Consider the following 24,490-nt stretch of genomic DNA (forward strand, 5'->3'; position numbering starts at 1 on the left):
GCATCCAATTATTATGTGGGGATGAAAGGGGGGGCTTCGCATCCTTTGCAGGCCCCAAAAGGAACCCGGTGGTCATGAGGGAAATGCAATAAATCCGATTTTGTATCGGCTGCCTGGTTAATATATGGTAGCCTGCGGCGGCAGCCACCCCGTTTCACGGGTCTAAACCGGCCCGCCGGTTGCAGGAAGGTTGTTCTTACGCATCATTTATGATCGTGAAGAGCGCATGGCCTTGACAATTGTGAGCGATCTGTTTTTCAAAAACTGTGCGTACTCTTTGGTCTCCGCACCGTAAAGGGCAATTTTACCTTCGGCATTGCTATGCACCCCCCAGCCATACCGTTTGGTAAGGGGAGAGGCTCTGAAGCAGGCTTGCCCTTTTGAAAAGAATTTTTCACGGGCCGCTTTGTACTCCGTTTTTGTAAGGTCATTCTTCTGGGCATACACTTCAAAGAGGACGTCATCCGATGTATACCGGTATGGGTTTTTCCGGACCATCTCAAACTGGATGTTTGCGGCTGTAAGCTGGCCGTCTTTTACCGGTGGAACTTCTCCGGAATTTGCGGGGCTGTCTTCCGCTACCAGGATAAAGGCGTTAAAATAATTGGTGGTATGCAGATTCATATGTTTTTATTTTCCGTAAAGATAAAACCGGGCGCTGACAACTGTATGACAGCAGCATTTAGGACGTGTTGTACAGTTGCTGCTTCAGTTCAGATATTCGTCTGTAGCGGGGAATGGTCTTCCCGTCCGCCAGCCCGCGGAATTGGTTGATGAGCCTGCCCTGTTTTAAAACTGAGACAAATAGCATTCTTTTGTAATGGTATCCCGATGGCGATCCCCATATGCACCAGGTTAAGAACGGCCGTCGGTATTTATAGCGCCGGCCGCCGGCTGCCGGACATCTTTCAACTATTGCTGCCCGGGAGGGATGTATGATGCATGGCCGCGTTTCGTAGTTGAATCCAGGGCCTGTATTTACGCGGCACCCGGCAGAGCGGTTGCGCAATGAGCAGGATGCTGTAAACATGGGCGCGGGAATGGCATACAGGTTCCCATTTGGATAACTGATGTTTTGTAATATATTGATAGTTAATTATTTAAAGACAATAAAGGCCTCCCGAACGATGGTTAATATTTAATTGGTGATTTCCCTTTTATGCGTTACCTTTGCAGCCGAAATATTGAATAGAAAAAAATCGGATGATCCTTTAAAAGTTTAAAGATGCCAATAACAAAAGAAAGAAACGCAGCAATTTTTGCCGAATTTGGCGGTAATGCCACTAACACCGGTTCTATTGAAGGACAGGTTGCTCAGGTAACTGAGCGTATTGCACAGATAAGTGCTCATTTAAAAGAAAATAAAAAAGACTTCTCCACTCACCGCGGATTGATGCAGCTGGTTGGTAAGCGGAAGCGTTTACTGTCTTATTTGCAGAAGCACAACCTCGAAGGTTACCGTGCACTGATCGAAAAACTGGGTCTGAGAAAATAAAATTCACTGCCCCCGAAGGGTATTGGTGAATGTTTTATCCGGTTTTTGATTGTTGCAATCAATGCTATTATAATATCTATTCCCGATATCCGCCGGATATTGGGAATAACTTTTTATCCCCGGACCGTTTTTACAACGAACGGCATTTGCCAGAAACAAATCCATAACCGTCCTGCAGGAACACCAGGAACGGGCCCGCAGAGATGGCGGGTTTTGTACCGGAACCAAGAGTGAGCGCGTTTCGCGGACTCCCGGAAGCAGGAAAGATGACAGAGGCTACTGCTGCGGGGTATTATTAATAATAATTTCAAATTTATTTTATGTTACAACAACCTATAAGAAAGGTATTTGATATAGGAGATGGAAGGGAAGTGACCATTGAAACAGGTCGCCTTGCCCGCCAGGCCGATGGATCCGTAACGGTTACCATGGGAAAATGTATCATTTTAGCTACTGTGGTAGCAAACAAAGAGCCTAAAGAGGGCCAGAGCTTTTTCCCGTTAACAGTAGATTACCAGGAAAAATTTGCTTCAGCCGGGCGTATCCCCGGTTCGTTCTTCAAAAGAGAAGGCCGGTTAAGTGATTACGAAGTACTGGTATCGCGCCTGATCGACCGGGCATTGCGCCCCCTGTTCCCTGATGACTATCTCTGCGATGTGCAGGTATTGGTTACCCTGGTGAGCAGCGACCCCGAGATCATGCCGGATGCATTGGCCTGTTTAGCAGCCTCTGCTGCGCTGGCTGTTTCTGATGTTCCCATTAAGGAGATCATCAGTGAAGTACGGGTAGGCCGCGTAAATGGCCAGTTTAAGATCAACCCGACCCGTTCTGAAATGGAGCAGTCGGATATGGACTTCATCATTGCTGCAACGGAAAAGAACCTGATGATGGTGGAAGGAGAGTCTGAGGAGTGCAGCGAGGACGACCTGGTAGCTGCTTTGGGAGTGGCACATGATGCCATCCGAATCCAGATCAAAGCCCAGGAAGCACTGCGTGATCTGAAAGGAGTAGCCGGCAAGCGTGATTATACCAAACCTGCTCAGGATGAAGCACTTCGTGATAAAGTATACAATTTTGCAAAAGATAAAGTATATGCAGTATCAAAAGGAAAACTGAGCAAGCATGAGCGCACCGACCAGTTTGCAGCTATTGAAGAAGAATTGCTGAAAAGCCTTGAAGAGGCCGGTACTGAAGAAGCGCCCTTTACAGCAGATCAAAAGAAAATGGCCAAGGGATATTATCATGACCTGCAGTATGATGTGGTTCGGGACATGATCCTGGATGAGCGCGTGCGGCTGGATGGCCGTGCACTTACAGAGATCCGCCCCCTGGATATGGAAGTAGATGTATTGCCTTCTCCGCACGGATCGGCATTGTTTACACGTGGTGAAACTCAATCTATTACAACTGTTACATTGGGTACAGCTTTAGATGAATTACTGATCGAGTCCGCGGCTAAATCGGTATATTCCAAATTTATCCTGCATTATAATTTTCCTCCGTTCTCAACCGGGGAGGTAAAAATGATGCGTGGCCCCGGCCGTCGTGAAGTAGGACACGGGAACCTGGCGATGCGCTCCCTGAAGCAAATGATGCCTAAGGATGGTGAAGATTTTGGCTATACCGTACGTGTGGTAAGCGATATTCTTGAGTCGAACGGATCCAGTTCCATGGCTACGGTTTGTGCCGGTTCACTGGCGCTGATGGACGCTGGTGTGCCGCTGCCAAAACACGTTTCTGGTATTGCTATGGGTTTGATTACCAAGGAAGATAAATTTGCTATCTTAAGTGATATCCTGGGTGATGAAGATCACCTGGGCGATATGGACTTCAAAGTAACCGGTACCCGCGATGGTATCTGCGGTGTGCAGATGGACATTAAGGTAGACGGCTTACCGATGGAAGTAATGAAACAGGCCCTGGAACAAGCCAAGGCTGGTCGCCTGCACATCCTGGAAGCCATGTATACGGCCATTCCGGAAGCACGTGAAGAAGTGAAATCTCATGCACCACGCGTGGTGAAAATGTTTATCGATAAAGAATTTATCGGAGCTGTGATCGGACCAGGTGGTAAAGTGATCCAGGAAATGCAACGTGAAACCGGTACTACGATCAATATCGAAGAAGTGAACAATCGTGGCGAGATCAGCATCTTTGGTGTTGAGAAGGCTGCGGTTGAAAAAGCCGAGAACTGGATCAAAGGTATTGTGGCCGTTCCGGTGGTAGGCGAAACCTACGATGCAGTGGTAAAAGGTATCAAGGAATTTGGAGCCTTTGTTGAGTTCCTGCCTGGTAAACAAGGGCTGGTGCATATCAGCGAAATCAGCTGGAAGCGCCTGGAAACCCTGGAAGGAGTGGTAAAAGAAGGCGATTCTATGAAGGTGAAACTGATTGGTACGGATCCTAAATCAGGTAAATTCAAATTGTCCCGCAAGGCGTTAATTCCCCGCCCGGAACGGAAAGAGGGACCAGCACCGGAGAACAATTAAAAAAAATATAAATGATCTTGGAAGACCTTCGCGGAAGCGGAGGTCTTTTTTTATGGAATAAACCCGAATCCTTTCAAAGTCTCATCCTCCTGATTAAACGATCGTTTTTCCTCTTTCGTAAAAAACAATTGAGAAAGGACAGGCCGGTGATTTAAATTCGGTAAATAAAATCTATTACCATGTTTGAAGAGATTCTGAACGCTGTAAAAAATGAATTAGGAGGGCATCCTGATATTGCAGGCAATGTAACTCCTGAACAGGAAGCCGCTATTCATGATGAAATTGCTCAGCATATAACCCATGCAACGGCTGCTTCTTCATCTGGCGGGGGCATTTTAAGTAGCCTGGAGCAGGCCGTCAGTTCCGGGGGTACGGTTACCAATGCTATAGAAGGGGGCCTTATCGGCTCACTTACCTCCCGGTTTGGATTGCCTCCGTCTGTAACCGGCGCCATTTCTGCGGCATTGCCGGGGCTGTTGCAAAAATTTGCCGCAAAAAGTCAGGAATAACGCGGTTATTGCAACGAAACGATCCCGGGGTTGTTCATGAATGCGGATATCCTGTGTGCCGGATGTTATGGTATCATTATTAAAGACAGCTGCTCGGAATCATAAATTGGTTAAGAAATCGGGTGATGTTGGTGGCAGGGCATACATGCAGGTTATAAACCTTCGCAGGAGCGGAGGTTTTTTTATGCCGAAATCTTTGTTAAAAGAACCAGCGTCAGCTTTTTATAAATGCAAGGTGATTTAATTTTAAGCAACCAAAATTGTTCACCATGTCTATTGTAAAACATCGGTTTTCGTTGCCCCAGGGAATGATACCCTTCCTCTTCTTATGTATAACAGCCGGCTGCAGCAAGGATTTTTTTAAGCCATATAGTGAGCGTATCATTGGCCGGTGGGAATTATATGATACCAACAAAATAGGTTTGGGGAGTTCAAGGATTGTGTATTCGGAGGGTAGTTTTCAGTTTTCTTCAGATGGTTCCTTTTTTTATACCCGGCGCTCGGGTGCGCAATACGCGGGTACCTGGAGGCTTAAAAAGTATACGGTTACGGTAACCAATAGTGAGGGTCAGCAAAGCTCCGAACAAAAACACAGCCTGTTGCTTTCTGCAACGAATATTGAAGATCAGCAGGTGCTTGCAGAGAATTTTGATGATCTCAATTTTACGGGAACCGACCGGTTTAAGGCGGAGGTTAGCAATAATTTTAATACGGTTACCTATAAATTTAAGCGGAACTGATCCGGGATCCGGGCGCACTTTTATGCAGGGATCAGAATGGCCGTTTTTCTATAACCGCTACGGTTAACCGGCTCACACAGGTAAGCTGACCGGTATCATTATAAATACGGATATCCCACACATGGGTTTTATTGCCTAAATGGAGGGGGCTGCAAACCGCACGTACCATACCGGAGGCCACCGGTTTCAGATGATTGGCATTTACTTCCATACCAACCACCATAAACAGATCGGTATCGGCCACCAGGCTGCTGGCATAGGATCCTACGGTTTCCGCCAGTACTACCGATGCCCCGCCATGAAGGATGCCATAGGGCTGGTGCACTTTTGGCGTAACCGGCATCGTGGCGGTGAGCGTGTTCTCTGTTATTTCTGTAAACCGGATATCCAGGTAGCTGCCCATATATTCCGGGGTATGATTCAATACATGCAGGTCAACAGGTTTTCTCCAGATCATTGCTTTTTTATTAAATATAAAGAATTCTTATTTCACGCAACCATGCGAGGGTTTCAGGGTTTTGCCACAAGGCTCTAAGGCACGAGGGTCGGACCTTTTTCTTTGTGTTGCTTTTCCAATTCCTTTATTTGCTGTTCTGCCTGGCAGAAAAATTACAAATGATTGTTTGTGATTGCGGGTAAACGGGCTTTTTCCCGGAATAAAATAAAAAAGTATAACGTTTTCGTAAGCCATAGTTTCTCCGGTTCTTTTTAATTTTGCACACATTTTAATGAATAAAATCGCTGAACGTGGCTAAAAGAAAAGAAATAGAAACCGACGTGGTATTGATCGGCGCAGGGATCATGAGCGCGACTTTAGGCGCTTTTATTAATGAGCTGGAACCCGGGCATTCGATGCATATTTTTGAACGCCTGGGAAAAGTAGCCGGTGAGAGCTCCGATGCCTGGAACAATGCAGGCACCGGGCATGCGGCTTTATGTGAGCTGAATTATACCCCTGAAAAGGAAGACGGATCCATCGATACTAAAAAAGCGCTGGACATTATCGAACAGTTTGAACAATCCAAGCAGTTTTGGTCCTACCTGGTAAAGGACGGCCAGATCGGGGATCCGAAAGACTTTATCCGTACCGTACCGCATATGAGTTTTGTACGGGGAGAAAATGATGTGAACTATCTCCGGAAACGGTATACGGCCCTGCAGCAGTTCAACCTGTTTAAGGGCATGGAATATTCAGAAGACCCGGAAGTGATCAGGAACTGGATACCGCTGGTGGTGGAAGGGCGCGATGCTTCGGAAAAGATCGCTACTACTTATACGGAACTGGGCACTGATGTAGACTATGGTGCACTGACCAAGATCTTTATTGATAATATGGTGCAAAAAGGAAATACCGAATTGCACCTGCTGCATGAGGTTTATGACCTGATCCGCGAGGATGATGGCCGGTGGAAAGTAAAGGTAAAGGACCTGTCTACCGGTGAAAAATCAATTTACCATTCCCGCTTTGTTTTTATCGGGGCCGGGGGTGGTTCCCTGCATCTGCTGCAGGACAGCGACATCCCGGAAAGCAAGCTCTACGGAGGGTTTCCGGTGGGCGGGCAATGGCTGGTATGCAGCAACCCGGAAGTGGTACGAAAACACAATGCAAAAGTATACGGGCAGGCATCCGTTGGCGCACCTCCCATGAGCGTGCCGCACCTGGATACCCGGGTAATGGGAGAGGAAACCTCGATCCTGTTTGGGCCCTTTGCCACATTCTCTACGAAGTTTTTGAAAGAAGGTTCTTACTGGGATCTTTTTGAGTCCATCAAATACTGGAATATTGTTTCACTGATGCGGGTAGGGCTCCGGAACTATGAGCTGGAAAAATACCTCGTTCAGCAGTTAAGTCTTTCCTTTGAGGATCGTATTGAAGCGCTGCGGGTATTTTACCCCGGGGCGAAAACGGAGGACTGGAAGCTCGAAGAAGCGGGGCAGCGGGTACAGATCATTTATAAGGACGCAGAAAAAGGCGCTTCCCTCCAATTTGGAACGGAAATCGTTACCAGTGAGGACGGCACCATTGGTGCATTGCTGGGTGCTTCGCCGGGTGCTTCCACTTCCGTATCTATTATGCTAACCCTGCTGGAGCGTTGTTTTCCTGACCGGTTCAGGGATAAATGGAATGAGAAGCTGAAGACCATGATCCCGTCTTTGGGGCAGGACCTGGAGGATAATGCAGCACTGCGTTACCAGGTAAGGGCCGAGACCTGTGAACTGTTGCAGCTGAACTGGAAAGAACCGGTGCCTGAAGGAGTGGAAATAGCAGAAAATGCCTGAATGATACCGTAAGAAAAAGAATAATCCTATAAGCCTCCGCAGCGCGGGGGCTTTATATTTGTTTGAGGTTCCTGGTTTCACATTAATGCCGTTTTCATGCCTGGTGGACTTGTTTGGGATTAAAGTTCAATGTTCAACGTTAGCTAGCCGTGTGTCATATTGCCTCTTGCCCATTAACGCTTGTCAGATCCGGTTTCGTTTCAACGCTGTGGCTACTACAGAAACACTTTGAGCTTCAGGGTTTCTGTTGCATAAAATAAAATTTGTTCGTTTGAATATTACTTCTACATTTGTAGAAACAAGTCTATATTTGTAGAATGATAAAGTTATCAAAATCGGAAGAACAGCTGATGGAATATATCTGGAAAGCGGAGAAGGCATTTATGAAAGACCTGATCGATGCCTTTCCGGATCCCAGGCCCGCCAGTACAACAGTGGCCACGCTTTTGAAGCGGATGGCCGATAAAGGTGTGGTCGGTTACACCCAGTACGGCAATTCAAGGGAATACTACCCGTTGATCAGGAAAGCGGACTACTTTTCGAAGCATGTAAACAGCATGATCAAAAATTATTTTGATGATTCTGTGCTGCAGTTTGCCTCCTTTTTTACCAAAGAAGCCCAATTGACCAAGGAGCAGCTGGAGGAGTTGAAGAGAATAGTAGATCAGCAGATACAATCATTGCCCGGTCAAAAAAAGAAAAAATGATCCTCTATTTTTTAAAAGTGATCGCCTGCAGCGGACTGCTTTATGGTTTTTATTTTTTCTTTCTGCAAAAAGAAAAAATGCTGGTCTTTAACCGGTTTTTCCTGCTGGCCTGCCTGTTTGTTCCGCTTATACTGCCCCTGGTAAAGTCTGAAACCAAAATCCCGGACTACCTGGAATTGGCAACGCTGCCATTTGAAGAAGCGTATACTGTGGCCGGAGTATCTGAAAAACCGGTACCTGCGCCTGTTTTGCCTGGTCCGGCTATTGCTATAGAGGCAGAACAGGGCGGGGTAAGTGCCGGGATCATAGTATTTATTGGTGTATCGTTATTGCTGCTGGTCCGGTTTGTGCGGAACCTGATGTATTACCGGCGGTTGCAGCGATACGGCACCAACGTTAAAAGAGGCTGCTTTTTTATTGTGTTGCTGGATGCGGAGGTGACGCCTCATTCCTTTATGCGCAACATTTTCCTGAATCGCCTGGAATATGAAAGAGGCCTGGTTGATAATGCGATCCTGCTGCATGAAGAAATTCACATAAAACAACGGCATTCCTGGGATATCCTGTTGATCGAGCTGCTCATGATCTTTTTTTGGTGGAACCCTTTCCTCTTCCTTTTTAAAAAATGTATCAGGCTGAACCATGAGTTCCTGGCCGATACCGGTGTTGTTCAGGATACCGGCGACAGAGCCCGCTACCAGGAGCTGATGTTGAAGATGGTATCGCTGAATGCTGCAATACCCTTATCCAGTAACTTCTATTTAGTAACAAAAAAACGTTTGATTATGCTTTACAAAGAAACTACCATAAAGGTGCAATACACAAAGGGGATGATCGCGCTTTTTATTTTTATTCCGTTGCTGTTTGTTTTTGCCAGTGGAGCAAAAGGAAGCGGCCTGAAATCAACAGCACGTAATACCTTTGAACGTATAGCGGACATGATAACGGCAGCTCCCCCCAAGAGCCGGCTACCGGCTGTTCCGGCTGACCGGCGGGCTGAGGCGGTAATGAAAACTGCAACAAAAGACCAGGCGCCCGAACCCGATGAGGAGGTTGTTGAAGAAGGTGCAGCACCCGTGGTTGAAGGCAGCCGCCGGGATGAAGAAGATGTGGTACCTCAGTTGATACAGCCCGTTGCCGCAAACCTTCAGGTACATAAGGACTCTGCGGAAATCCCCTACCGGTCTTATCCTGTTCATAAGGGGCTCTCTGAAGAAAAGATGGTGGAGTTCGGCAAGTTTGCTGAAAAATATGTAATGGAGGATAAGGGAAAAAAGATTTTCTGGTACGGGCAAATGTTACGGCCGGCACTTGATCTGTATTTTGGTATGACAGATGAACAGCGTGACAGGGTGAACGAACAATTACCGGAAGTTTTTCTTGCTGCAAAAAAAGACCGGCTGGTACAGGTAAATGAAAAATATAAGAATGAGGACCGGCGGATTATCGTGGTTTATCCGGATGGAAAGAATGTAACAGCTACCATTACCTCTGATGAAGAACGGCAGCGATTTTTGGAAGGGTTGGGATTGCATCTTGGAAAGAAAGGCGCTCCCAACTATACCTCCAGGACCTATGTGTACAATGGAAAGCCTGTTGCAGGATTTTCGATGATATATACCGGTAAAAAATAAGGCGCAGCATAAAAGAGGCTCCCTGGTAAATTCAATTGAAATAGCTTAAACATGACAGTTTATCTTTTGAAAATGATTGTATGTAGCAGTGCTTTTTACGCATTGTATGCCCTGCTTTTTCAGAGAGAAAAAATGCTGGTGTTCAACCGTATCTATTTGCTGGCAGGGCTGGCATTGTCTTTTTGGGTACCGCTCATCAGGATTACCGTGGCACCGCCGGTTATCCCGGAAACAGTGTATACCGGTGCGGTAGCTGCTGCGCCGGTAACAATAATAACACAAGGGGATCCATATCCGGATAAAGATTACCTGGGTTTTGCAGCGGCGCTTGTTTTTGTTTTGGTAAGCGGTCTGTTATTGCTGCGATTTATAAAAAATTATACCCGGCTGACAAAGGTCGTTAGGACCAACAGGCATTTTTACGAAAGGGGGGCGCGCATTGTGCTGGTTCATGACTCTATCATGCCGCACAGTTTTTTGAGAAATGTTTTTATCAGCAAAGCCGAATATGATAATGGGGCTATTGAGCCGGAAGTGCTGGAACATGAACTGGCACATGTTCGCCAGAAGCACAGCTGGGATATTTTGTTTGTTGAATTTGTGCAGATCATTACCTGGTTCAACCCTGTCATCTATTTATACAAGCGATCTATAAAAATCAATCACGAGTTGCTGGCCGATGCGGCGGTAGTAAAAAAGCTGGATAATGTGCGCAGTTATCAGCTGGTATTATTGCAGCGCGTTGCTACCCGGCAAACGCAGGGATTGGTGAGTACTTTTACTTTTTATACCATTAAAAAACGACTGATCATGTTAAGCAAAACATTTAACAAAAAGAGGGCCCTGTTGCTGGGCTTAGCTGTGGTTCCCCTGGCAGCTATATTAATTTTTACTATTGGCGAAAGGGTATATGCCCAAATAGCAAAGCCCGGTGTGGCAACAAGTCCGGGGATAAATGACACGGTTCCGGCGCGGCAGATGCCCCCGCCCCCGCCACCTTTTTCAAGAGAAGCGCAGTTTAAATTTTCCGAATGGCCGGTCATCCTCGAATACTGGGATGGGCGTAAAACTTATACCACTCAAATGAAAACGATTTCATTGCCGCCGGGTGCAAAGAACCTGGTGCTGAAAGCCCGTGACCATAAAATAGTGGAGGCCGTTGTGGTATATGAGCATTTCAGATCGGTTGTGGAGGATGTTTCGGGTGCGGAGAAGCGGGCGGCTTTTCTAAATAAGTATGGAACGGCAATTCCTGACGGTATGCCACAACCTGCGGCTTCCCAAAAAGCGTATATCCGGCAGGGGGCCGGCGCCACCGACAGTGAAATAAAAACCTACGAGGCATTGATGAAGAGGTTGGGAAGGATGCAGGCCGGAACCGCGGAATATAAGAAGTTGATGCGGCAGGTTCTTGCTATTCATGGGAAAATGACCGGGGAACAAAAGAAAAGCGTAAGGCCATTGGAACCGTCACCGCCGCCGGTGGCTGCAACGGGTACTCAGCCTTTACGAGACTATGGCCCCGGGGCAACGACGGCAGAGATGCAGGAATATATAGGCCTGATGAAAAAGAATGAACGTATCCGGAACGGCCGGAAAGTATATCTTGCAAAAGATGCAAAAGAACAGACCCGGGTACGGGAACTGCTCCGTAAGATGGATGCAATGCAATTGAAGTCTGTCTCCAACTTCCCGCCGCCACCACCACCGCCACCGCCATCTGCATCGGTCCGCTCCCAGGCCAGAACCCAAATGATTATGAAGGAAATAAAAGACAGAGCGGGCGACACGCTTTATTCCGGAGTCGGCAGCGAACCTTCAGCAAAGCGGTCGAAGGAGATTCCGGGACTGGTCATAGATTCCGGGGGACATATGATATTCAACGGCAGGCACGTAAAGAATTTGCTGGTGGACGGGCGTTCGCTTGTTGTGGGTAAAACTGTGAAAGACCGGGAGCTGCCTGGCTCTATGAGAGAGGTGAAGATGAGCTCCGAATAACAGTACCGGCAATGCCCTGCAGGTTGCTGTGTCTCCGTTCCTTTGTGCCGTTGTGTTCGACAAGGGGATCATAATTTTAAGAAAATATTTGCTTCACCCGCCTGCAAGTGCAAATGAATACTTAAAAAGCGGCTAATTCGCCAGGTTGGCGCAGCTATTGCTTAAGAATGAATGTCTTCATCAACAAAATTCTTAAGTTATGAAACAAAGTAAACTTGTTTTGAAATCCTTCCTGGTAGCCGTAGCAGTTATGGTAACCGGTACCGTTATGGCACAGGTAGCGGTGGGGGTGCGCGCAGGCGTTAACCTTTCCAATCTTACCATAAAAGATGCAGATGGAAAAACCGTTGACGGCGCTAAACTGACCCCGGGGTTCAATGCGGGGCTTACATTCGACATCCCGGTTGCTGATGAATTTTATATACAGCCCGGGGCCCTGTTCAGCATGAAGGGGGCAAAGCTGGAGAAAAATGCACATGAATATTTTAATTCAGACGACTTTTCGCCGGCAGCTTCGGGAGACTATACCCGCTTGAATACCTATAACCTGGAAGTACCTGTAAACTTTATTTTTAAGCCTGCTGCAGGAAACGGTAACCTGCTGATAGGGGCTGGTCCGTATTTTTCCTATGCCCTGGGCGGGAACTTTAAAAGAGTAACGGATGCATTCGGTACCGAAACGGGGAAGCTGGAATTTGCAAATGATTATAATGATTTCAGCAGCGATGCCGGTAAAATGACCTTTGGCAAACGTGCAGATGTAGGGGCCAACCTGTTATTCGGGTACGAGTTCGCCAGTCGCTTTTCGGTTCAGTTGAACGGGCAGCTGGGACTGACGAACCTGGAGCCCAAAACCGACGGCCGCAAGCCGGAAGAAGTGTTAAAGAACAACAGCTTTGGTCTTTCAATAGGCTATAAATTTTAAAGAGACGGATCAGCATGTATAAGCGTGACCGCTCCCTAAGGGGGCGGTTTTTTTGTGCCGCCGGCGCCGGTTTAAAGATTTTGTTAAAACGACAGATAAAGCATGACAGTGCATGACAGTAATTTGTTTTAAACCGGATATTTTTGAGTTTTAATGATTGCTTAAAAGAAATTCATGAACGCGTTATTAGGAGTTATTTTTCATTTTATCGGAGGGTTTGCTTCCGGTAGTTTTTACATCCCGTATAAAAAAGTAAAAGGGTGGTCCTGGGAGTCGTACTGGCTGGTGGGTGGCGTCTTTTCGTGGCTCATTGTACCGCCGCTGGCGGCCTGGCTGACGATCCCCAACTTTTCGGAAATTATCCGCACGGCAGGGGGGGCCACCATCGGGTATGCTTATCTTTTCGGATTGCTTTGGGGAATTGGCGGGCTTACCTATGGGCTGGGGGTGCGCTACCTGGGCGTATCACTGGGAAGCAGCATCATCCTGGGGCTTTGTATGGTCTTCGGAGCCCTGATCCCTGCGATCTATTATCAGCTGAATCCCGCTGAAGGCAAGGATACCATCGGCTTGTTATTTGACTCAAGCTGGGGGAAAGTGGTGATGCTGGGTTTGCTGGTGTGTATCATTGGGATCATGGTTTCCGGCAAAGCGGGTATGCGCAAGGAAAAGGAGCTTGCAGGGCAGGAGCACGATCACCTATCCGGAAAGGATGAATATAAATTTGGCCTGGGATTGGTGGTGGCTATCGTTTCCGGTGTGCTGAGCGCCTGTTTTAATTTCGGAATCGAGGCCGGCAAACCGATGGCGGATGTTGCCAATGAATTGTGGAAGGCTGCGCACCCGGGACAGGGAGAGTTCCTTTACCAGAACAATGTATCCTACGTGGTGATCTTATGGGGAGGACTTACCACCAACCTGATCTGGTGCCTGATCCTGAATGCGCGTAATAAGACCTTTGGCGATTACACCAATACAAAAACCCCGCTCTTATCCAATATCATCTTTTGCGCGCTGGCAGGTACTACCTGGTTCCTTCAGTTCTTCTTCTATGGTATGGGAGAAAGCAAACTGGGCAATGGCCCCAGCTCCTGGATCCTGCACATGGCTTTTATTATTCTGATCGCAAATGTATGGGGGCTGATCCTGAAGGAATGGAAAGGTGTAAGCAAAAAAACACTGACCACAGTGGTGCTGGGGATCATCATTATCCTGGTATCCGTGCTGCTGGTCGGATATGGAAACTCGTTAAAATAGTATTTAATAAAGAATTCAGTATATGAGTGCAGAAACGAAAACGTTCAAACACGTAAGTTATTTATGGGATGAAGCCACAGCGGCTGCAATGCAAGGCGATGAAGTAGCCCTGCTGATCTACCGCTCCAATTTATTGGGGGCAGATCTTCGCTTAACCAACTACGGCGGTGGAAACACTTCCTGCAAGGTAACCGCAAAGGATCCGCTTACCAATGAGGATAAGGAGATCATGTATGTAAAGGGTAGCGGGGGTGACCTGGGTACGCTGAAAAAGAGCGGGCTGGCGGCTTTGTATGTAGATCGCCTGCGGAGTCTGAAAGCTATTTACAGGGGTATCGAACATGAAGATGAAATGGTAGAGCTGTTCAATCATTGTATCTATGACCTGGCGTCCAAAGCGCCCTCGATCGATACCCCGCTGCACGGTTTCCTGCCCTTCAAACATATCGATCATCTGCACCCGGATGCTGCTATCGCTATTGCGGCGGCCAGGGATGGTAAGAAGATCACTGAGGAATTGTTTGGCGGTACTATCGGTTGGGTACCCTGGCAGAAACCTGGGTTTGACCTGGGACTGCAGTTAAAACAATGCCTGGACGAAAACCCGGGGATCCGCGGTATCATGCTGGGGTCCCATGGCTTGTTTACCTGGGGCGATACGGCTTATGAAAGCTATGTGAATACCCTGGAAGTGATCGAAAAGTGCGCGGACTATATCGAACAGCAAACCGGGGCAAAGCCTGTTTTCGGTGGCGAAAAGATAGTGGCGCTGCCTGCTGCTGACCGGCTAAAGAAAGCGGCGGCGCTGGCACCCGTATTAAGAGGATGCTGTTCTTCCCATACAAAAATGGTGGGCCATTTTACCGATGATGAGCGGGTGCTGCAGTTCATCAATTCCAACGACCTGGACCGGCTGGCACCGCTGGGTACTTCCTGTCCCGATCATTTCCTGCGTACCAAGATCAGTCCGCTGGTATTGAACCTGGCCCCGGATGAAGACCTGGACAATGTAGCATCTGTAAAGGAAAAGATAGCGCCGCTGTTTGATGCTTACCGTAAGATGTATGCGGATTATTATGAAACCTGCAAACATCCCAACAGCCCTGCAATGCGGGACCCGAACCCCGTAGTGATCATTTATCCGGGGGTAGGAATGTTCACCTTTTCAAAGGATAAACAAACGGCAAGGGTGGCTGCAGAGTTTTACACGAATGCCATCAATGTGATGCGCGGGGCTGAAGCTATTTCTGAATATACATCGCTGCCCCGGCAGGAGGCTTTCAATATTGAATACTGGTTACTGGAGGAAGCCAAATTACAGCGCATGCCTAAACCCAAACCACTCAGCGGCCGTATTGCGCTGATCACCGGCAGCGGTGGCGGTATTGGCAAGGCCATTGCCCGCAGGTTTGCAGAAGAAGGAGCCTGTGTGGTGATCAATGATATCAATGAAGAGCGGGTCAATGAAACAACTTTAGAATTTCAAAAAAGCTTTGGTAAAGATGCTGCGGCATCGGTAATCCTGGATGTTACGGCCAACGATTCAATAAAAGCCGCGATTGATGCGGCCGTACTGGCGTTTGGCGGCCTGGATATAATCGTAAACAATGCGGGCATCAGCATCTCCAAATCCATAACGGATCATACCATTGAAGAGTGGGACCGTTTATATGATATCCTTGTGAAGGGACAGTTTATGGTTTCCAAACACGGAGTGGCTGTCATGCGCAAGCAGGATATAGGTGGGGACATTATCAATATCGTTTCTAAAAATTCGGTAGTTTCGGGTCCCAACAACGCGGGCTATGGTTCAGCCAAGGCGGCGCAGGCGCACCTTTCAAGACTGCTGGCAGCGGAGTTGGGTGGGGATAAGATACGTGTAAATGCAGTAAATCCTGATGCTGTAATTGCCAATTCCAATATATGGGCAGGGGGCTGGGCCGAAGGTCGTGCCAGGGCTTATGGTATTACGGTGGAAGAATTGCCGGCTTATTATGCCAGGCGAACCCTGATGAATGAAGTGATCCTCCCGGAAGATATCGCCAATGCCTGCTTTGTATTTGTAAGCGGCCTGCTTAATAAGTCCACCGGAAATGTGTTGAACGTGGATGGTGGGGTAGCCGCAGCATTTGTACGGTAAAAACGTCTTCATATAACAAGCAATACAAGAGTTGATGATTTTCTAATCGGTCAACTCGTTTTTTTAAGATCTAAAGTATTTTTTATGCTATTAACAAAGACCCAGATAGAGCAGCATAATGATGCCTTGCTGACACAACATCAACGGAATTTTGAATTCATCTCCGGCAATGTCGCCGGGATTGATGCGATATTAAAGAAGCTCACGGATTTCCAGGTGGCCATCCCCTCATGGGCACTCGGGAACGGTGGAACACGTTTTGGAAGGTTTGGGGGAAGGGGCGAGCCTGCAACCCTGGAACAGAAGCTGGAGGATGTGGGCTTACTGCACCAGTTCAACCGGTCAAGCGGCGCCATTTCATTGCATATCCCCTGGGATATTCCTAAGGATGCTGCGGCACTGAAACAGCTGGCGGCTCAGCTGGACCTGAAGTTTGATGCCATGAACTCCAATACCTTCCAGGATCAGCCCGGGCAGGCGCATAGCTATAAATACGGCTCATTGCAGCATGTGGATAAAGCGGTACGCAAACAGGCAATCGATCACAATATAGAAGTGATCAAATATGGCGAAGAGCTGGGCTCGGAATCTTTAACCATCTGGCTGGCAGACGGCTCCTGTTTTCCGGGGCAGCTGAACTTCCGCAAGGCCTTTAACAATACATTGGAGAGCCTGGGTGAAATTTATGATGCATTACCCGAAAGCTGGAAAGTGTTTGTGGAATATAAGGCATTTGAGCCCAACTTTTATTCAACTACGGTAGGTGATTGGGGACAATCGTTCCTGTTTGCCAGCAAGCTGGGTGAAAAGGCCTATACCCTGGTAGATCTTGGGCACCACCTGCCCAATGCCAATATTGAGCAGATCGTAGCCCTGCTGCTGAATGAGAAAAAACTGGGAGGGTTCCATTTTAACGACAGTAAATATGGCGATGATGATCTTACCGTAGGTAGCATCAAACCCTACCAGCTGTTTTTGATCTTTAAAGAACTGGTAGAAGGCATGGATGCGCGGGGTATGGATCATACCAGGGATCTTGGATGGATGATCGACGCCAGCCACAATGTAAAAGACCCGCTTGAAGATCTGCTGCAGAGCGTGGAAGCGATCAGGATCGCCTATGCACAGGCCTTGTTGGTTGACCCGGCAAAACTGGATGCGGCACAGGAGGCAAACGATGTGGCGCTCGCACAGGAGATCCTGCAGGCGGCCTATCGTACCGATGTGAGGCCCATCCTGGCCGAAGCGCGGCTGAGGGCCGGCGCTGCATTGGATCCGATCGGGCTATTCCGTCAGCTGAAAGTAAGGGATCAGCTGGTAAAAGAGCGGGGGGCAAATACAGTAGCAACAGGGCTTTAGCGAATGGCGGATAGGGGTGTTTTTCATTGTTAAGTTTGATCCCTTAAACCTCAAACATTGAACCTCAAATATTGAACATATAAATGAGTGCGATTCCGGGAATAGCGGTTTTTGATATTGGGAAAACGAATAAGAAATACTTCTTTTTTAATGAGGATTATGAAATTGTGGAAGAAGAAGTACAGCATTTTTATGAAACAAAAGATGAGGACGGGTTTCCCTGTGATGACATCGCCCTCATCGGCAAATGGGTAAAGGAAAAGCTGGCCGGGAAGCTGAAAGATCCGCGGATACAGGTAAAGGCGGTTAATTTCTCTACTTATGGAGCGAGTTTTGTTCATGTGAATGCGGAAGGCAGACCGGTTGCCCCTCTATACAATTACCTGAAACCATTTCCGGAAGACCTGGGAGATCTGTTTTATTACCGTTACGGCGGAAGGGAACAGTTTGCAACGGAAACGGCATCTCCTGTTTTGGGAAACCTGAATTCCGGGTTACAGTTGTACCGCATTAAAGAACAATTGCCCCATCTGTTTAGCGAAATAAGAACCTCCCTGCATTTACCGCAGTACTTTGGGTTTCTGGTACATGGAAACGCGTTTTCAGACATTACCAGCATTGGTTGTCATACAGCTTTGTGGAATTTCGGGAACAACGGCTATCATCGCTGGGTAACGGAGGAGGGGATCCTCGGTAAGCTGGCGCCCTTGTTCGCTTCCGGTGCAGCCATTGAAACAATAGCGGAAAACGGAACCCTGAAATGCGGAGTGGGCCTGCATGATAGCTCTGCGGCGTTTATCCCGTATATGAACCTGATACAGGAGCCCTTTGTATTGCTGTCTACAGGAACCTGGAGCATTTCGATGAATCCCTTCAATAAAGCGCCGCTAACAACAAAGGAGTTACAGCAGGATTGTTTATCTTACCTGACCTATAAAGGGATGCCGCTAAAAGCTTCCCGCCTGTTTGCCGGCAACGAGCACGAAGAGGAAGTAAAAAAGCTTGCGGCCTTTTATCATGTAAATACGGCATATTTCCACAGTATTCGTTTTGCTCCGGAACTGGTGGAGCCGCTGAGCAGTACGGACACTCCGGCCGCGTACTCCTTTTCCGGCGGGGATACCATAGAAAAAGCCTATCACAACCTCGTACAGCACCTCGTCAGAAAACAGAAATATTCTACGGAGCTGGTGCTGAAAGATACGGATGTAAAGCAGCTTTATGTAGACGGAGGTTTCGCCCGTAACGAAGTATTTATGAATCTCATTGCCCGGGCCTTCCCGGAGCTGGCCGTGTATGCGGCTTCTGTATCGCAGGCAACAGCAGTGGGGGCGGCAATGGCTATTCATGATGCCTGGAATACCCGGGAGCGAACAGGGCAGCTCCTGGAAGTAAAGCGCTATAGGGCTGAATGACCGGCCCAATGAATATCTGCTCCCTTCTGCGCCAGGAGTTGGAGCTCCTGTTCCTTTATGGCCTGTTTCTCATCAGCAGAGCCGATGAGGTCCGGATAAAGTGTAACCCGGAACCCTTCGGAAATTGCATCCAGCGCCGTTGCCTTTACACAATATTCAGTAAGAAAACCGCAGAGGATAAGATGGTCTGCCTGCTGTTGCCGCAAATGATCGCAAAACCTGTTTGAAGAAAAGCAACTATGCCCTTTTTTTTCAAATTGCTGACAATGCTGAATATTCTTCAGACTGAGTTTATGACCCTCAGTACCGGGAATACAGGCTGAAAATCCCGCTTCAAACTGGTTGGGGATATAACTGGAGTAAACCAGGATGACCTGGCCGGGCTGCGTTTGCTCCAGCAGCCCATCAAGCTTTTGAACCACCGCCCCGATATGATTCAGCGCATGCTGCTTTTTCCCATAAGCGAAGCCCGGTTCTGTAAAGTCTTTCTGTGCATCAATGATAATGATCCGGGTTTTAGACATGGGGTTATAATTTGAGTGATTAAAAAGTAAGGCCTCCCGGTAAAGAAGTCTTTTCTAATGGGGCAGTTTTTCCCGGAAGCGGCCATATACCCAGGTGCCTGCAATGGCACTTAAAAGCGTGATGACCACAACGGTGGCCCCGGTGCCGATCTGCGCAAACAACGGGCCGGGGCAGGCGCCGGTAAGCGCCCAGCCGATACCAAAGATCAACCCGCCAAAGATCTGTCCCTTGTTAAATTTCCTGGGCTGGATTTCGATTTTTTCTCCTGTAATGGTTTTAACCCTGAATTTTTTGATCAGCCAGATAGAGATCATGCCCACTGCGACAGCGCTGCCGATAACCCCATACATATGGAAGGATTGTAAGCGGAACATTTCCTGTATGCGGAACCAGCTGATCACTTCAGCCTTGGTAAAAACAATTCCAAAAACGATGCCTGCAATAAGGAAGCGGAGCAGCGATCCCCGCTTTTCCGTATCCGTAGCCGGATCCGCGGTAAATTCATCCTCGGAAGGTTTTTGAGAGCGGTACCTATTATCTTCTTTGATCATGGTTGTTTTTTTGTTAGAGGGATAAGATCCAGGGAAGTAATAAATTGGCTGCAAAAAAGCCGCCGATCATAAAGCAAATAGTGGCAACCAGGGAAGGCCACTGGAGGTTGGATAAACCCATAATAGCGTGGCCACTGGTGCAGCCGCCGGCATACCGCGTTCCAAAACCCACAAGAAACCCACCTGCAACCATCAGGATCGCTCCGCGGGCTGTTAGCAGGGAATGCCAGTTGAAAAGATCAGCAGGCACCAGGTTGTGATAGTCGGTAATGCCTCGTTTTGCCAGGTCCGCTGCCAGTTGCGGTGCCATTTTTACCGGCTCCGGATCCGCTAGAAAATACGCGGCAATCATTCCTCCTAAGAAAATACCCAGCACAAAAAGCAGGTTCCAGCGTTCCTTTTTCCAGTTATACCGGAAAAAAGGAATACCGGAAGGGATACAGGCTGCACAAATATGCCGTAGTGAGGAGCTGATCCCGAAGGGCTTATTGCCAAGCAGCAACAGCGTGGGTACGATCAACCCGATAAGCGGCCCGGCCACATACCAGGGCCAGGGTTGTTTTATGAATGCTAACATTTCAGATCCGGATTTAAGATGCTAAGCTATTGAATATTTTTTAATCCGTCATTCGGGAGCCATCAGCTTTTGGTACCATTTGAAAATGTGGAGATGTTACCATCATTTGCGGCGCGCTGCGCCAGTTTGCTATCAAAGGATCTGGTCTTTTTTTGACTCCCAGGGCTTAGGTGTCTAACATCTAAAATCGAGTGTTTATGGTCTTCGGGATCATTTTGCCGGATGTTTATTAAATTCGATTGAGAATCAAGGGGCGGATCCAGAGCGGTTTGGGTCGCCCGGTAAAAAAACAGTATGGAGCAACGGAAAAATATTTTAGTAATTATTGGTAGTGCCAGTGCCGGTTCCAGCAGTGAAAAACTGGCATTGGATTTTGCCCGGCAGACGGAAGCTGTTTTTACAATCACGATGTACCAGGTATTAAAAACATTGCCGCATTTTGATCCGGACCTTTCTGTGGCCGACCCGCCGGAAGCGGTTATGGCCTTGCGTAAGGAAATAGCACAGGCCGATGGCATATTGATCTGTACACCGGAATATGTTTTCAGTATTCCCAGCGGGTTGAAAAATGCGATCGAATGGTGCGTAGCTACAACCGTTTTTTCGGAGAAGCCGGTGGGACTGATCACCGCTTCTGCAAGCGGCGTAAAAGGGCATGCGGAATTAAAGATGATCCTGCAAACGGTTGGCGCCTCGTTCACCGAAGATACCACGCTGCTGATCCAGGGGGTAAAGGGAAAGATAAGCGGGGAAGGACAAATTACGGATAGTGCAACGGAAAAGGCGTTCGGACAATTTGTAAAAGCGTTTATCAAATTTGTGGAAGCCCAATAAATTTTTATCATGTCTGGAAACCGGTCGGTCGTAGCAACATGGATCAGGGGCTGGGCGCTGGCCCGCGGGGTTACGGCGCCGGTTGCCATACCAGGCGGATACCGGGTTCAGGTAGGATGGCCGGAACAACAGGAGCGCTATGTTTTTCCCGGGATTACATCGGTTTTTACGGACCTGGCCAATACCATTACAGCACCCTGGATTTTTCTAAAGGTTTGTGCCCCTCCGGATCGTGTAAGGGCGGTACTTCCGGCACGGTGGGCGATTCAATCTCCGGGATATATGATGATGAACACCGGTCTTGTTCTTCAGGATGAAGCTCCTCTTGCCGCCGGGTATCATCTGAAAGCCGAACTGCAGCTTCCGGTACCGGTGGTACATATACTTACAGATGGCGGTGAAATAGCCGCCAGCGGCCGGATAGCTCTGGCAGATGATTTTGCGATCTACGACCGGATCGCTACCGCGGCCGCGCACCGGCGTAAAGGATTGGCCACTGCGGTCATGAAGCGGTTAACCGAAATTGCCTGCTCCCGTGGCATTACAAAAGGGGTGTTGGTTGCCACGGAGGAAGGCCGGGTGCTCTACGAAACATTGGGGTGGCAGCTGCGCTCTCCTTATACCAGTGCGGTGATTCCCTTTGTAAAATAGCCGCGATACATTGAAGAAACAGCGTATGAGTTGATGCTGTATTGATCCTTATCGGTATAAAATGCTGATGACAGCACCGGCGCTGAAGTGTGCGACGCAAGGAAGATGATCGTAGTACCTAAGCCGGGCAAAAAGTGAAAAATACCGGAATGTATGCGCGGCATCACCGGGTATAGAAAAACCGTTTGGACCGATGTGACGCCGGCCAGGGAATTGTACCTTTGAGGTATGATGGAACAACTCATAAAACAAATAGAATTTATTAAAGAGATCGACAAGCTGAAATATGTGCTGCGCCGCACCTGCCTGCTCCATAGTGATCGTAGGGAAAATGATGCGGAACATAGCTGGCACCTGGCAATGATGGCCATTATACTTGCTGAGCACGCCAATGAACGCGTAGACCTGCTGAAGGTATTGAAAATGGTGCTGATCCATGATATCGTGGAAATTGATTCGGGGGATGTATTCATATACGATACAAAGCAAAATCACACCAACACCGGGGAAGAGTTAAAAGCGGCCCGCAGGATCTTTGGGATGCTGCCGCCAGCGCAGGCGGAAGCGCTGGTTGAGATATGGGAGGAATTTGAAGCCGGGCAGACCGCCGAGGCAAAATTTGCAAGGGCGCTGGACCGGCTGGAACCCCTGCTTCAGAATACGTCCAACGATGGCGGAACCTGGAAGGAGTTTGATGTACGCTATGAGCAGGTAGTGGCAAAAAAGAGTGTGATCGCCCGGGGCTCTGAACAGCTATGGGCGTTTGCCGAAGACATGCTGAAGCAAAATCTTGAAAAGGGCATTCTAAAAAAATAGGTCCATCATCCGGAACGGAAGCAGCCGCAGCATAACCTGCGGTTGTGCGGATGATGTTGGGCCTGTTATCAGAAATGGAAGAAGCGGTCATCGAAAAAAGCATAGGCATCAACGCCGGCCCGGACCGGGTCTGGAAAGTGCTTACTGTGCCGGCGCTCATGCTGCAATGGATGGGAGAACCGGAAATGAAGCTGGAGGTGGTTACGCAATGGAAGGTTGGGCTGCCGCTGGTGATCAGAGGCGTACACCATCTTCTGTTTGAGAACAGGGGTATTGTTCTGGCGGCTGATCCCGGCCGCCGGCTTCAATACAGCCAGCTGAGTTCGCTGTCGCGGCTTGAGGAAGAAGACAGCAATTATTCAGTATTTGAATTTTTGTTAACTCCGGATGGTACACAAACCCGGCTATCGCTTACCATTAAAGGGTTTCCTGCGGATACCATTTACCGGCACCTGGCTTTTTACTGGAATACGACGGTGTTAAAAATAAAGCAGGTGGCTGAAAGCGAAGCAGCGGATGCATTGGTTTAAACAGGTAGGATCCTGGCCGGGGCCTGTTAGCTAAGCCTTTCCGTGGAGATGCGTGTAGGCTGTGCGTGATACGGGCATTGAGGTTCCTTTTTCCGGGATCCTGCATAATGTATAGCGTAAATTTCTGCAGGGCAGTATGGATGATGAGCAGGATAGGGGATGCTGCCCCGTGTTACCATGGGCAATGAGAAAAAGATTTGAAAAAAAACTAAAATAAATTTGCCTGTTTCAAAATCCTCCCTATCTTTGCACTCCCAAATCAAACGGCACGGTAAAATTGCCGATAAGTTCTTAGAATACAATTAGTTAGATCGAAAAAAGTTAAAAATAAATTTTCAATTTTTTTTGGCAGATTGAAAAGAAATTGTATCTTTGCAACCCGATTGAAAAACGGGATAGTTCTTAAAAGAAGTTTGAAGAAAAAGAAAAAATAAATTTGGCGGTTTGAAAATAAGTTTTTAGCTTTGCAACCCCAAACGGTGATCGAGGGATGAGAAAATGAGATCACAAGTTCTTCAGAATTAGACAGATGATACGGTGTTTAAGGCGCGAAGCTGGTTCGAGTCCGGCGGTATTGACAAATTTGTTGGATTTGCCTTTATGGGTGAAGAAGGCGAAAAGATCTTTGAAAGTATGGAAACAATAGCACAATTCAGTCACATTAGGTTGTGACAACGAAAAGGTAAGTCAAAAAGCAAATAACATTAGATTTTTGACACGTTAATTTTTCTCTTGAGAATTTTTAGATGTCAGTAAGTCAAACTCATTTACAACGGAGAGTTTGATCCTGGCTCAGGATGAACGCTAGCGGCAGGCTTAATACATGCAAGTCGTGGGGTAGAGAGGTGCTTGCACTTCTTGAGACCGGCAAACGGGTGCGGAACACGTACACAACCTTCCTTTTAGAGGGGGATAGCCCAGGGAAACTTGGATTAATACCCCGTAAGATGACGATGAGGCATCTCATTGTTATTATAGCAGCGATGCGCTAGAAGACGGGTGTGCGTATGATTAGGTAGTTGGTGAGGTAACGGCTCACCAAGCCAACGATCATTAAC

Annotated in this window: 23 protein-coding genes and 1 rRNA gene; 18 read left to right on the plus strand and 6 right to left on the minus strand. The window is 47.9% G+C overall.

Translation table 11 applies throughout. The annotated features are described in order from the left end of the window. Positions 1-207: 207 nt before the first annotated feature. Entirely contained in the window at positions 208-624 is a 417-nt protein-coding gene (locus tag BLS44_RS03240; RefSeq protein WP_090388541.1) for a DUF6157 family protein, read from the minus strand. Between the two features lie 601 nt (positions 625-1,225). On the opposite strand from BLS44_RS03240, the gene rpsO reads away from it, so the two are divergent. The 4 genes from rpsO (at position 1,226) to BLS44_RS03265 (ending at position 5,233) form a co-directional block, all read left to right on the plus strand. After that, positions 1,226-1,495, plus strand: a complete 270-nt coding sequence (gene rpsO / locus BLS44_RS03245) for a 30S ribosomal protein S15 (RefSeq protein ID WP_090388542.1) — start codon at positions 1,226-1,228, stop codon at positions 1,493-1,495. A 320-nt stretch (positions 1,496-1,815) separates the two neighbouring features. Further along, positions 1,816-3,984 carry a polyribonucleotide nucleotidyltransferase gene (gene pnp, locus BLS44_RS03250; protein WP_090388543.1) on the plus strand — a complete coding sequence of 723 codons (2,169 nt, stop codon included), beginning with the start codon at positions 1,816-1,818 and terminating at the stop codon, positions 3,982-3,984. 179 nt (positions 3,985-4,163) lie between these two features. Continuing rightward, positions 4,164-4,493 carry a hypothetical protein gene (locus BLS44_RS03255; protein WP_090388544.1) on the plus strand — a complete coding sequence of 110 codons (330 nt, stop codon included), beginning with the start codon at positions 4,164-4,166 and terminating at the stop codon, positions 4,491-4,493. Positions 4,494-4,762: 269 nt separating this feature from the next. Beyond that, entirely contained in the window at positions 4,763-5,233 is a 471-nt protein-coding gene (locus BLS44_RS03265; protein WP_090388546.1) for a hypothetical protein, read from the plus strand. 31 nt (positions 5,234-5,264) lie between these two features. Here BLS44_RS03265 and BLS44_RS03270 read toward each other — a convergent pair whose 3' ends face one another. Next, positions 5,265-5,690 (minus strand): hotdog fold thioesterase, encoded by a 426-nt coding sequence (locus BLS44_RS03270; protein ID WP_090388547.1) that lies wholly within the window; start codon positions 5,688-5,690, stop codon positions 5,265-5,267. Between the two features lie 27 nt (positions 5,691-5,717). Then, positions 5,718-5,924 carry a hypothetical protein gene (locus BLS44_RS26440; RefSeq protein WP_176954296.1) on the minus strand — a complete coding sequence of 69 codons (207 nt, stop codon included), beginning with the start codon at positions 5,922-5,924 and terminating at the stop codon, positions 5,718-5,720. Positions 5,925-5,980: 56 nt separating this feature from the next. Here BLS44_RS26440 and mqo point away from each other — a divergent pair, with 56 nt between their 5' ends. The 9 genes from mqo (at position 5,981) to BLS44_RS03320 (ending at position 18,948) form a co-directional block, all read left to right on the plus strand. Next, positions 5,981-7,513, plus strand: a complete 1,533-nt coding sequence (gene mqo, locus BLS44_RS03280) for a malate dehydrogenase (quinone) (RefSeq protein WP_090388549.1) — start codon at positions 5,981-5,983, stop codon at positions 7,511-7,513. Positions 7,514-7,830: 317 nt separating this feature from the next. After that, positions 7,831-8,220 (plus strand): BlaI/MecI/CopY family transcriptional regulator, encoded by a 390-nt coding sequence (locus tag BLS44_RS03285; RefSeq protein ID WP_090388550.1) that lies wholly within the window; start codon positions 7,831-7,833, stop codon positions 8,218-8,220. Continuing rightward, a complete protein-coding gene (locus BLS44_RS03290) occupies positions 8,217-9,854 on the plus strand; it encodes a M56 family metallopeptidase (protein WP_090388551.1) in 1,638 nt (545 codons plus the stop codon). The genes BLS44_RS03285 and BLS44_RS03290 overlap by 4 nt, the downstream gene beginning before the upstream one ends. Before the next feature lie 51 nt (positions 9,855-9,905). Then, a complete protein-coding gene (locus tag BLS44_RS03295) occupies positions 9,906-11,852 on the plus strand; it encodes a M56 family metallopeptidase (protein WP_090388552.1) in 1,947 nt (648 codons plus the stop codon). Between the two features lie 199 nt (positions 11,853-12,051). Beyond that, complete coding sequence (locus BLS44_RS03300; protein WP_090388553.1) at positions 12,052-12,777, plus strand: porin family protein; 726 nt, start codon at positions 12,052-12,054, stop codon at positions 12,775-12,777. 174 nt (positions 12,778-12,951) lie between these two features. Then, positions 12,952-14,034, plus strand: a complete 1,083-nt coding sequence (gene rhaT, locus BLS44_RS03305) for an L-rhamnose/proton symporter RhaT (protein WP_090388554.1) — start codon at positions 12,952-12,954, stop codon at positions 14,032-14,034. A gap of 22 nt (positions 14,035-14,056) precedes the next feature. Then, a complete protein-coding gene (locus BLS44_RS03310; protein WP_090388555.1) occupies positions 14,057-16,174 on the plus strand; it encodes a bifunctional aldolase/short-chain dehydrogenase in 2,118 nt (705 codons plus the stop codon). An 84-nt stretch (positions 16,175-16,258) separates the two neighbouring features. After that, positions 16,259-17,533: a sugar isomerase gene (locus tag BLS44_RS03315; RefSeq protein ID WP_090388556.1), complete on the plus strand. Its 1,275-nt coding sequence runs from the start codon at positions 16,259-16,261 to the stop codon at positions 17,531-17,533. 83 nt (positions 17,534-17,616) lie between these two features. Continuing rightward, the gene (locus tag BLS44_RS03320; RefSeq protein ID WP_090388557.1) at positions 17,617-18,948 is read left to right on the plus strand and encodes an FGGY-family carbohydrate kinase; all 1,332 of its coding nucleotides are present in this window, start codon (positions 17,617-17,619) and stop codon (positions 18,946-18,948) included. Here the strand turns inward: BLS44_RS03320 and BLS44_RS03325 are convergent. From BLS44_RS03325 to BLS44_RS03335, 3 genes are read right to left on the minus strand one after another with little or no spacing between them, the layout of a single operon-like run. Then, positions 18,933-19,472: a cysteine hydrolase family protein gene (locus BLS44_RS03325; protein ID WP_090388558.1), complete on the minus strand. Its 540-nt coding sequence runs from the start codon at positions 19,470-19,472 to the stop codon at positions 18,933-18,935. The genes BLS44_RS03320 and BLS44_RS03325 overlap by 16 nt on opposite strands. A gap of 54 nt (positions 19,473-19,526) precedes the next feature. Further along, a complete protein-coding gene (locus BLS44_RS03330; protein ID WP_090388559.1) occupies positions 19,527-20,024 on the minus strand; it encodes a DUF6691 family protein in 498 nt (165 codons plus the stop codon). A gap of 13 nt (positions 20,025-20,037) precedes the next feature. Beyond that, on the minus strand, positions 20,038-20,601 hold the full coding sequence (locus BLS44_RS03335; RefSeq protein ID WP_090388560.1) for a YeeE/YedE family protein: 564 nt from the start codon (positions 20,599-20,601) through the stop codon (positions 20,038-20,040). A 294-nt stretch (positions 20,602-20,895) separates the two neighbouring features. Here BLS44_RS03335 and BLS44_RS03340 point away from each other — a divergent pair, with 294 nt between their 5' ends. From BLS44_RS03340 to BLS44_RS03360, 5 genes are all read left to right on the plus strand, one after another. Continuing rightward, positions 20,896-21,435 (plus strand): NADPH-dependent FMN reductase, encoded by a 540-nt coding sequence (locus tag BLS44_RS03340; protein WP_090388561.1) that lies wholly within the window; start codon positions 20,896-20,898, stop codon positions 21,433-21,435. 9 nt (positions 21,436-21,444) lie between these two features. Then, positions 21,445-22,086 carry a GNAT family N-acetyltransferase gene (locus tag BLS44_RS03345; RefSeq protein WP_090388562.1) on the plus strand — a complete coding sequence of 214 codons (642 nt, stop codon included), beginning with the start codon at positions 21,445-21,447 and terminating at the stop codon, positions 22,084-22,086. Positions 22,087-22,314: 228 nt separating this feature from the next. After that, positions 22,315-22,902 (plus strand): HD domain-containing protein, encoded by a 588-nt coding sequence (locus tag BLS44_RS03350; RefSeq protein ID WP_090388563.1) that lies wholly within the window; start codon positions 22,315-22,317, stop codon positions 22,900-22,902. A 50-nt stretch (positions 22,903-22,952) separates the two neighbouring features. Then, complete coding sequence (locus tag BLS44_RS03355) at positions 22,953-23,432, plus strand: SRPBCC family protein (protein WP_245729082.1); 480 nt, start codon at positions 22,953-22,955, stop codon at positions 23,430-23,432. Positions 23,433-24,201: 769 nt separating this feature from the next. Beyond that, positions 24,202-24,490, plus strand: a 16S ribosomal RNA gene (locus BLS44_RS03360); the annotation flags it as partial.

Source organism: Niabella drilacis (assembly GCF_900101395.1).
Taxonomy (GTDB): domain Bacteria; phylum Bacteroidota; class Bacteroidia; order Chitinophagales; family Chitinophagaceae; genus Niabella; species Niabella drilacis.

Excerpts from the sequence above, each read along its gene's own strand:
- BLS44_RS03240 (WP_090388541.1), bottom strand. The coding sequence starts at position 624 with ATGAATCTGCATACCACCAATTATTTTAACGCCTTTATCCTGGTAGCG.
- rpsO (WP_090388542.1), top strand. The coding sequence starts at position 1,226 with ATGCCAATAACAAAAGAAAGAAACGCAGCAATTTTTGCCGAATTTGGC.
- pnp (WP_090388543.1), top strand. The coding sequence starts at position 1,816 with ATGTTACAACAACCTATAAGAAAGGTATTTGATATAGGAGATGGAAGG.
- BLS44_RS03255 (WP_090388544.1), top strand. The coding sequence starts at position 4,164 with ATGTTTGAAGAGATTCTGAACGCTGTAAAAAATGAATTAGGAGGGCAT.
- BLS44_RS03265 (WP_090388546.1), top strand. The coding sequence starts at position 4,763 with ATGTCTATTGTAAAACATCGGTTTTCGTTGCCCCAGGGAATGATACCC.
- BLS44_RS03270 (WP_090388547.1), bottom strand. The coding sequence starts at position 5,690 with ATGATCTGGAGAAAACCTGTTGACCTGCATGTATTGAATCATACCCCG.
- BLS44_RS26440 (WP_176954296.1), bottom strand. The coding sequence starts at position 5,924 with ATGGCTTACGAAAACGTTATACTTTTTTATTTTATTCCGGGAAAAAGC.
- BLS44_RS03285 (WP_090388550.1), top strand. The coding sequence starts at position 7,831 with ATGATAAAGTTATCAAAATCGGAAGAACAGCTGATGGAATATATCTGG.
- BLS44_RS03290 (WP_090388551.1), top strand. The coding sequence starts at position 8,217 with ATGATCCTCTATTTTTTAAAAGTGATCGCCTGCAGCGGACTGCTTTAT.
- BLS44_RS03295 (WP_090388552.1), top strand. The coding sequence starts at position 9,906 with ATGACAGTTTATCTTTTGAAAATGATTGTATGTAGCAGTGCTTTTTAC.
- BLS44_RS03300 (WP_090388553.1), top strand. The coding sequence starts at position 12,052 with ATGAAACAAAGTAAACTTGTTTTGAAATCCTTCCTGGTAGCCGTAGCA.
- rhaT (WP_090388554.1), top strand. The coding sequence starts at position 12,952 with ATGAACGCGTTATTAGGAGTTATTTTTCATTTTATCGGAGGGTTTGCT.
- BLS44_RS03310 (WP_090388555.1), top strand. The coding sequence starts at position 14,057 with ATGAGTGCAGAAACGAAAACGTTCAAACACGTAAGTTATTTATGGGAT.
- BLS44_RS03315 (WP_090388556.1), top strand. The coding sequence starts at position 16,259 with ATGCTATTAACAAAGACCCAGATAGAGCAGCATAATGATGCCTTGCTG.
- BLS44_RS03320 (WP_090388557.1), top strand. The coding sequence starts at position 17,617 with ATGAGTGCGATTCCGGGAATAGCGGTTTTTGATATTGGGAAAACGAAT.
- BLS44_RS03325 (WP_090388558.1), bottom strand. The coding sequence starts at position 19,472 with ATGTCTAAAACCCGGATCATTATCATTGATGCACAGAAAGACTTTACA.
- BLS44_RS03330 (WP_090388559.1), bottom strand. The coding sequence starts at position 20,024 with ATGATCAAAGAAGATAATAGGTACCGCTCTCAAAAACCTTCCGAGGAT.
- BLS44_RS03335 (WP_090388560.1), bottom strand. The coding sequence starts at position 20,601 with ATGTTAGCATTCATAAAACAACCCTGGCCCTGGTATGTGGCCGGGCCG.
- BLS44_RS03340 (WP_090388561.1), top strand. The coding sequence starts at position 20,896 with ATGGAGCAACGGAAAAATATTTTAGTAATTATTGGTAGTGCCAGTGCC.
- BLS44_RS03345 (WP_090388562.1), top strand. The coding sequence starts at position 21,445 with ATGTCTGGAAACCGGTCGGTCGTAGCAACATGGATCAGGGGCTGGGCG.
- BLS44_RS03350 (WP_090388563.1), top strand. The coding sequence starts at position 22,315 with ATGATGGAACAACTCATAAAACAAATAGAATTTATTAAAGAGATCGAC.
- BLS44_RS03355 (WP_245729082.1), top strand. The coding sequence starts at position 22,953 with ATGATGTTGGGCCTGTTATCAGAAATGGAAGAAGCGGTCATCGAAAAA.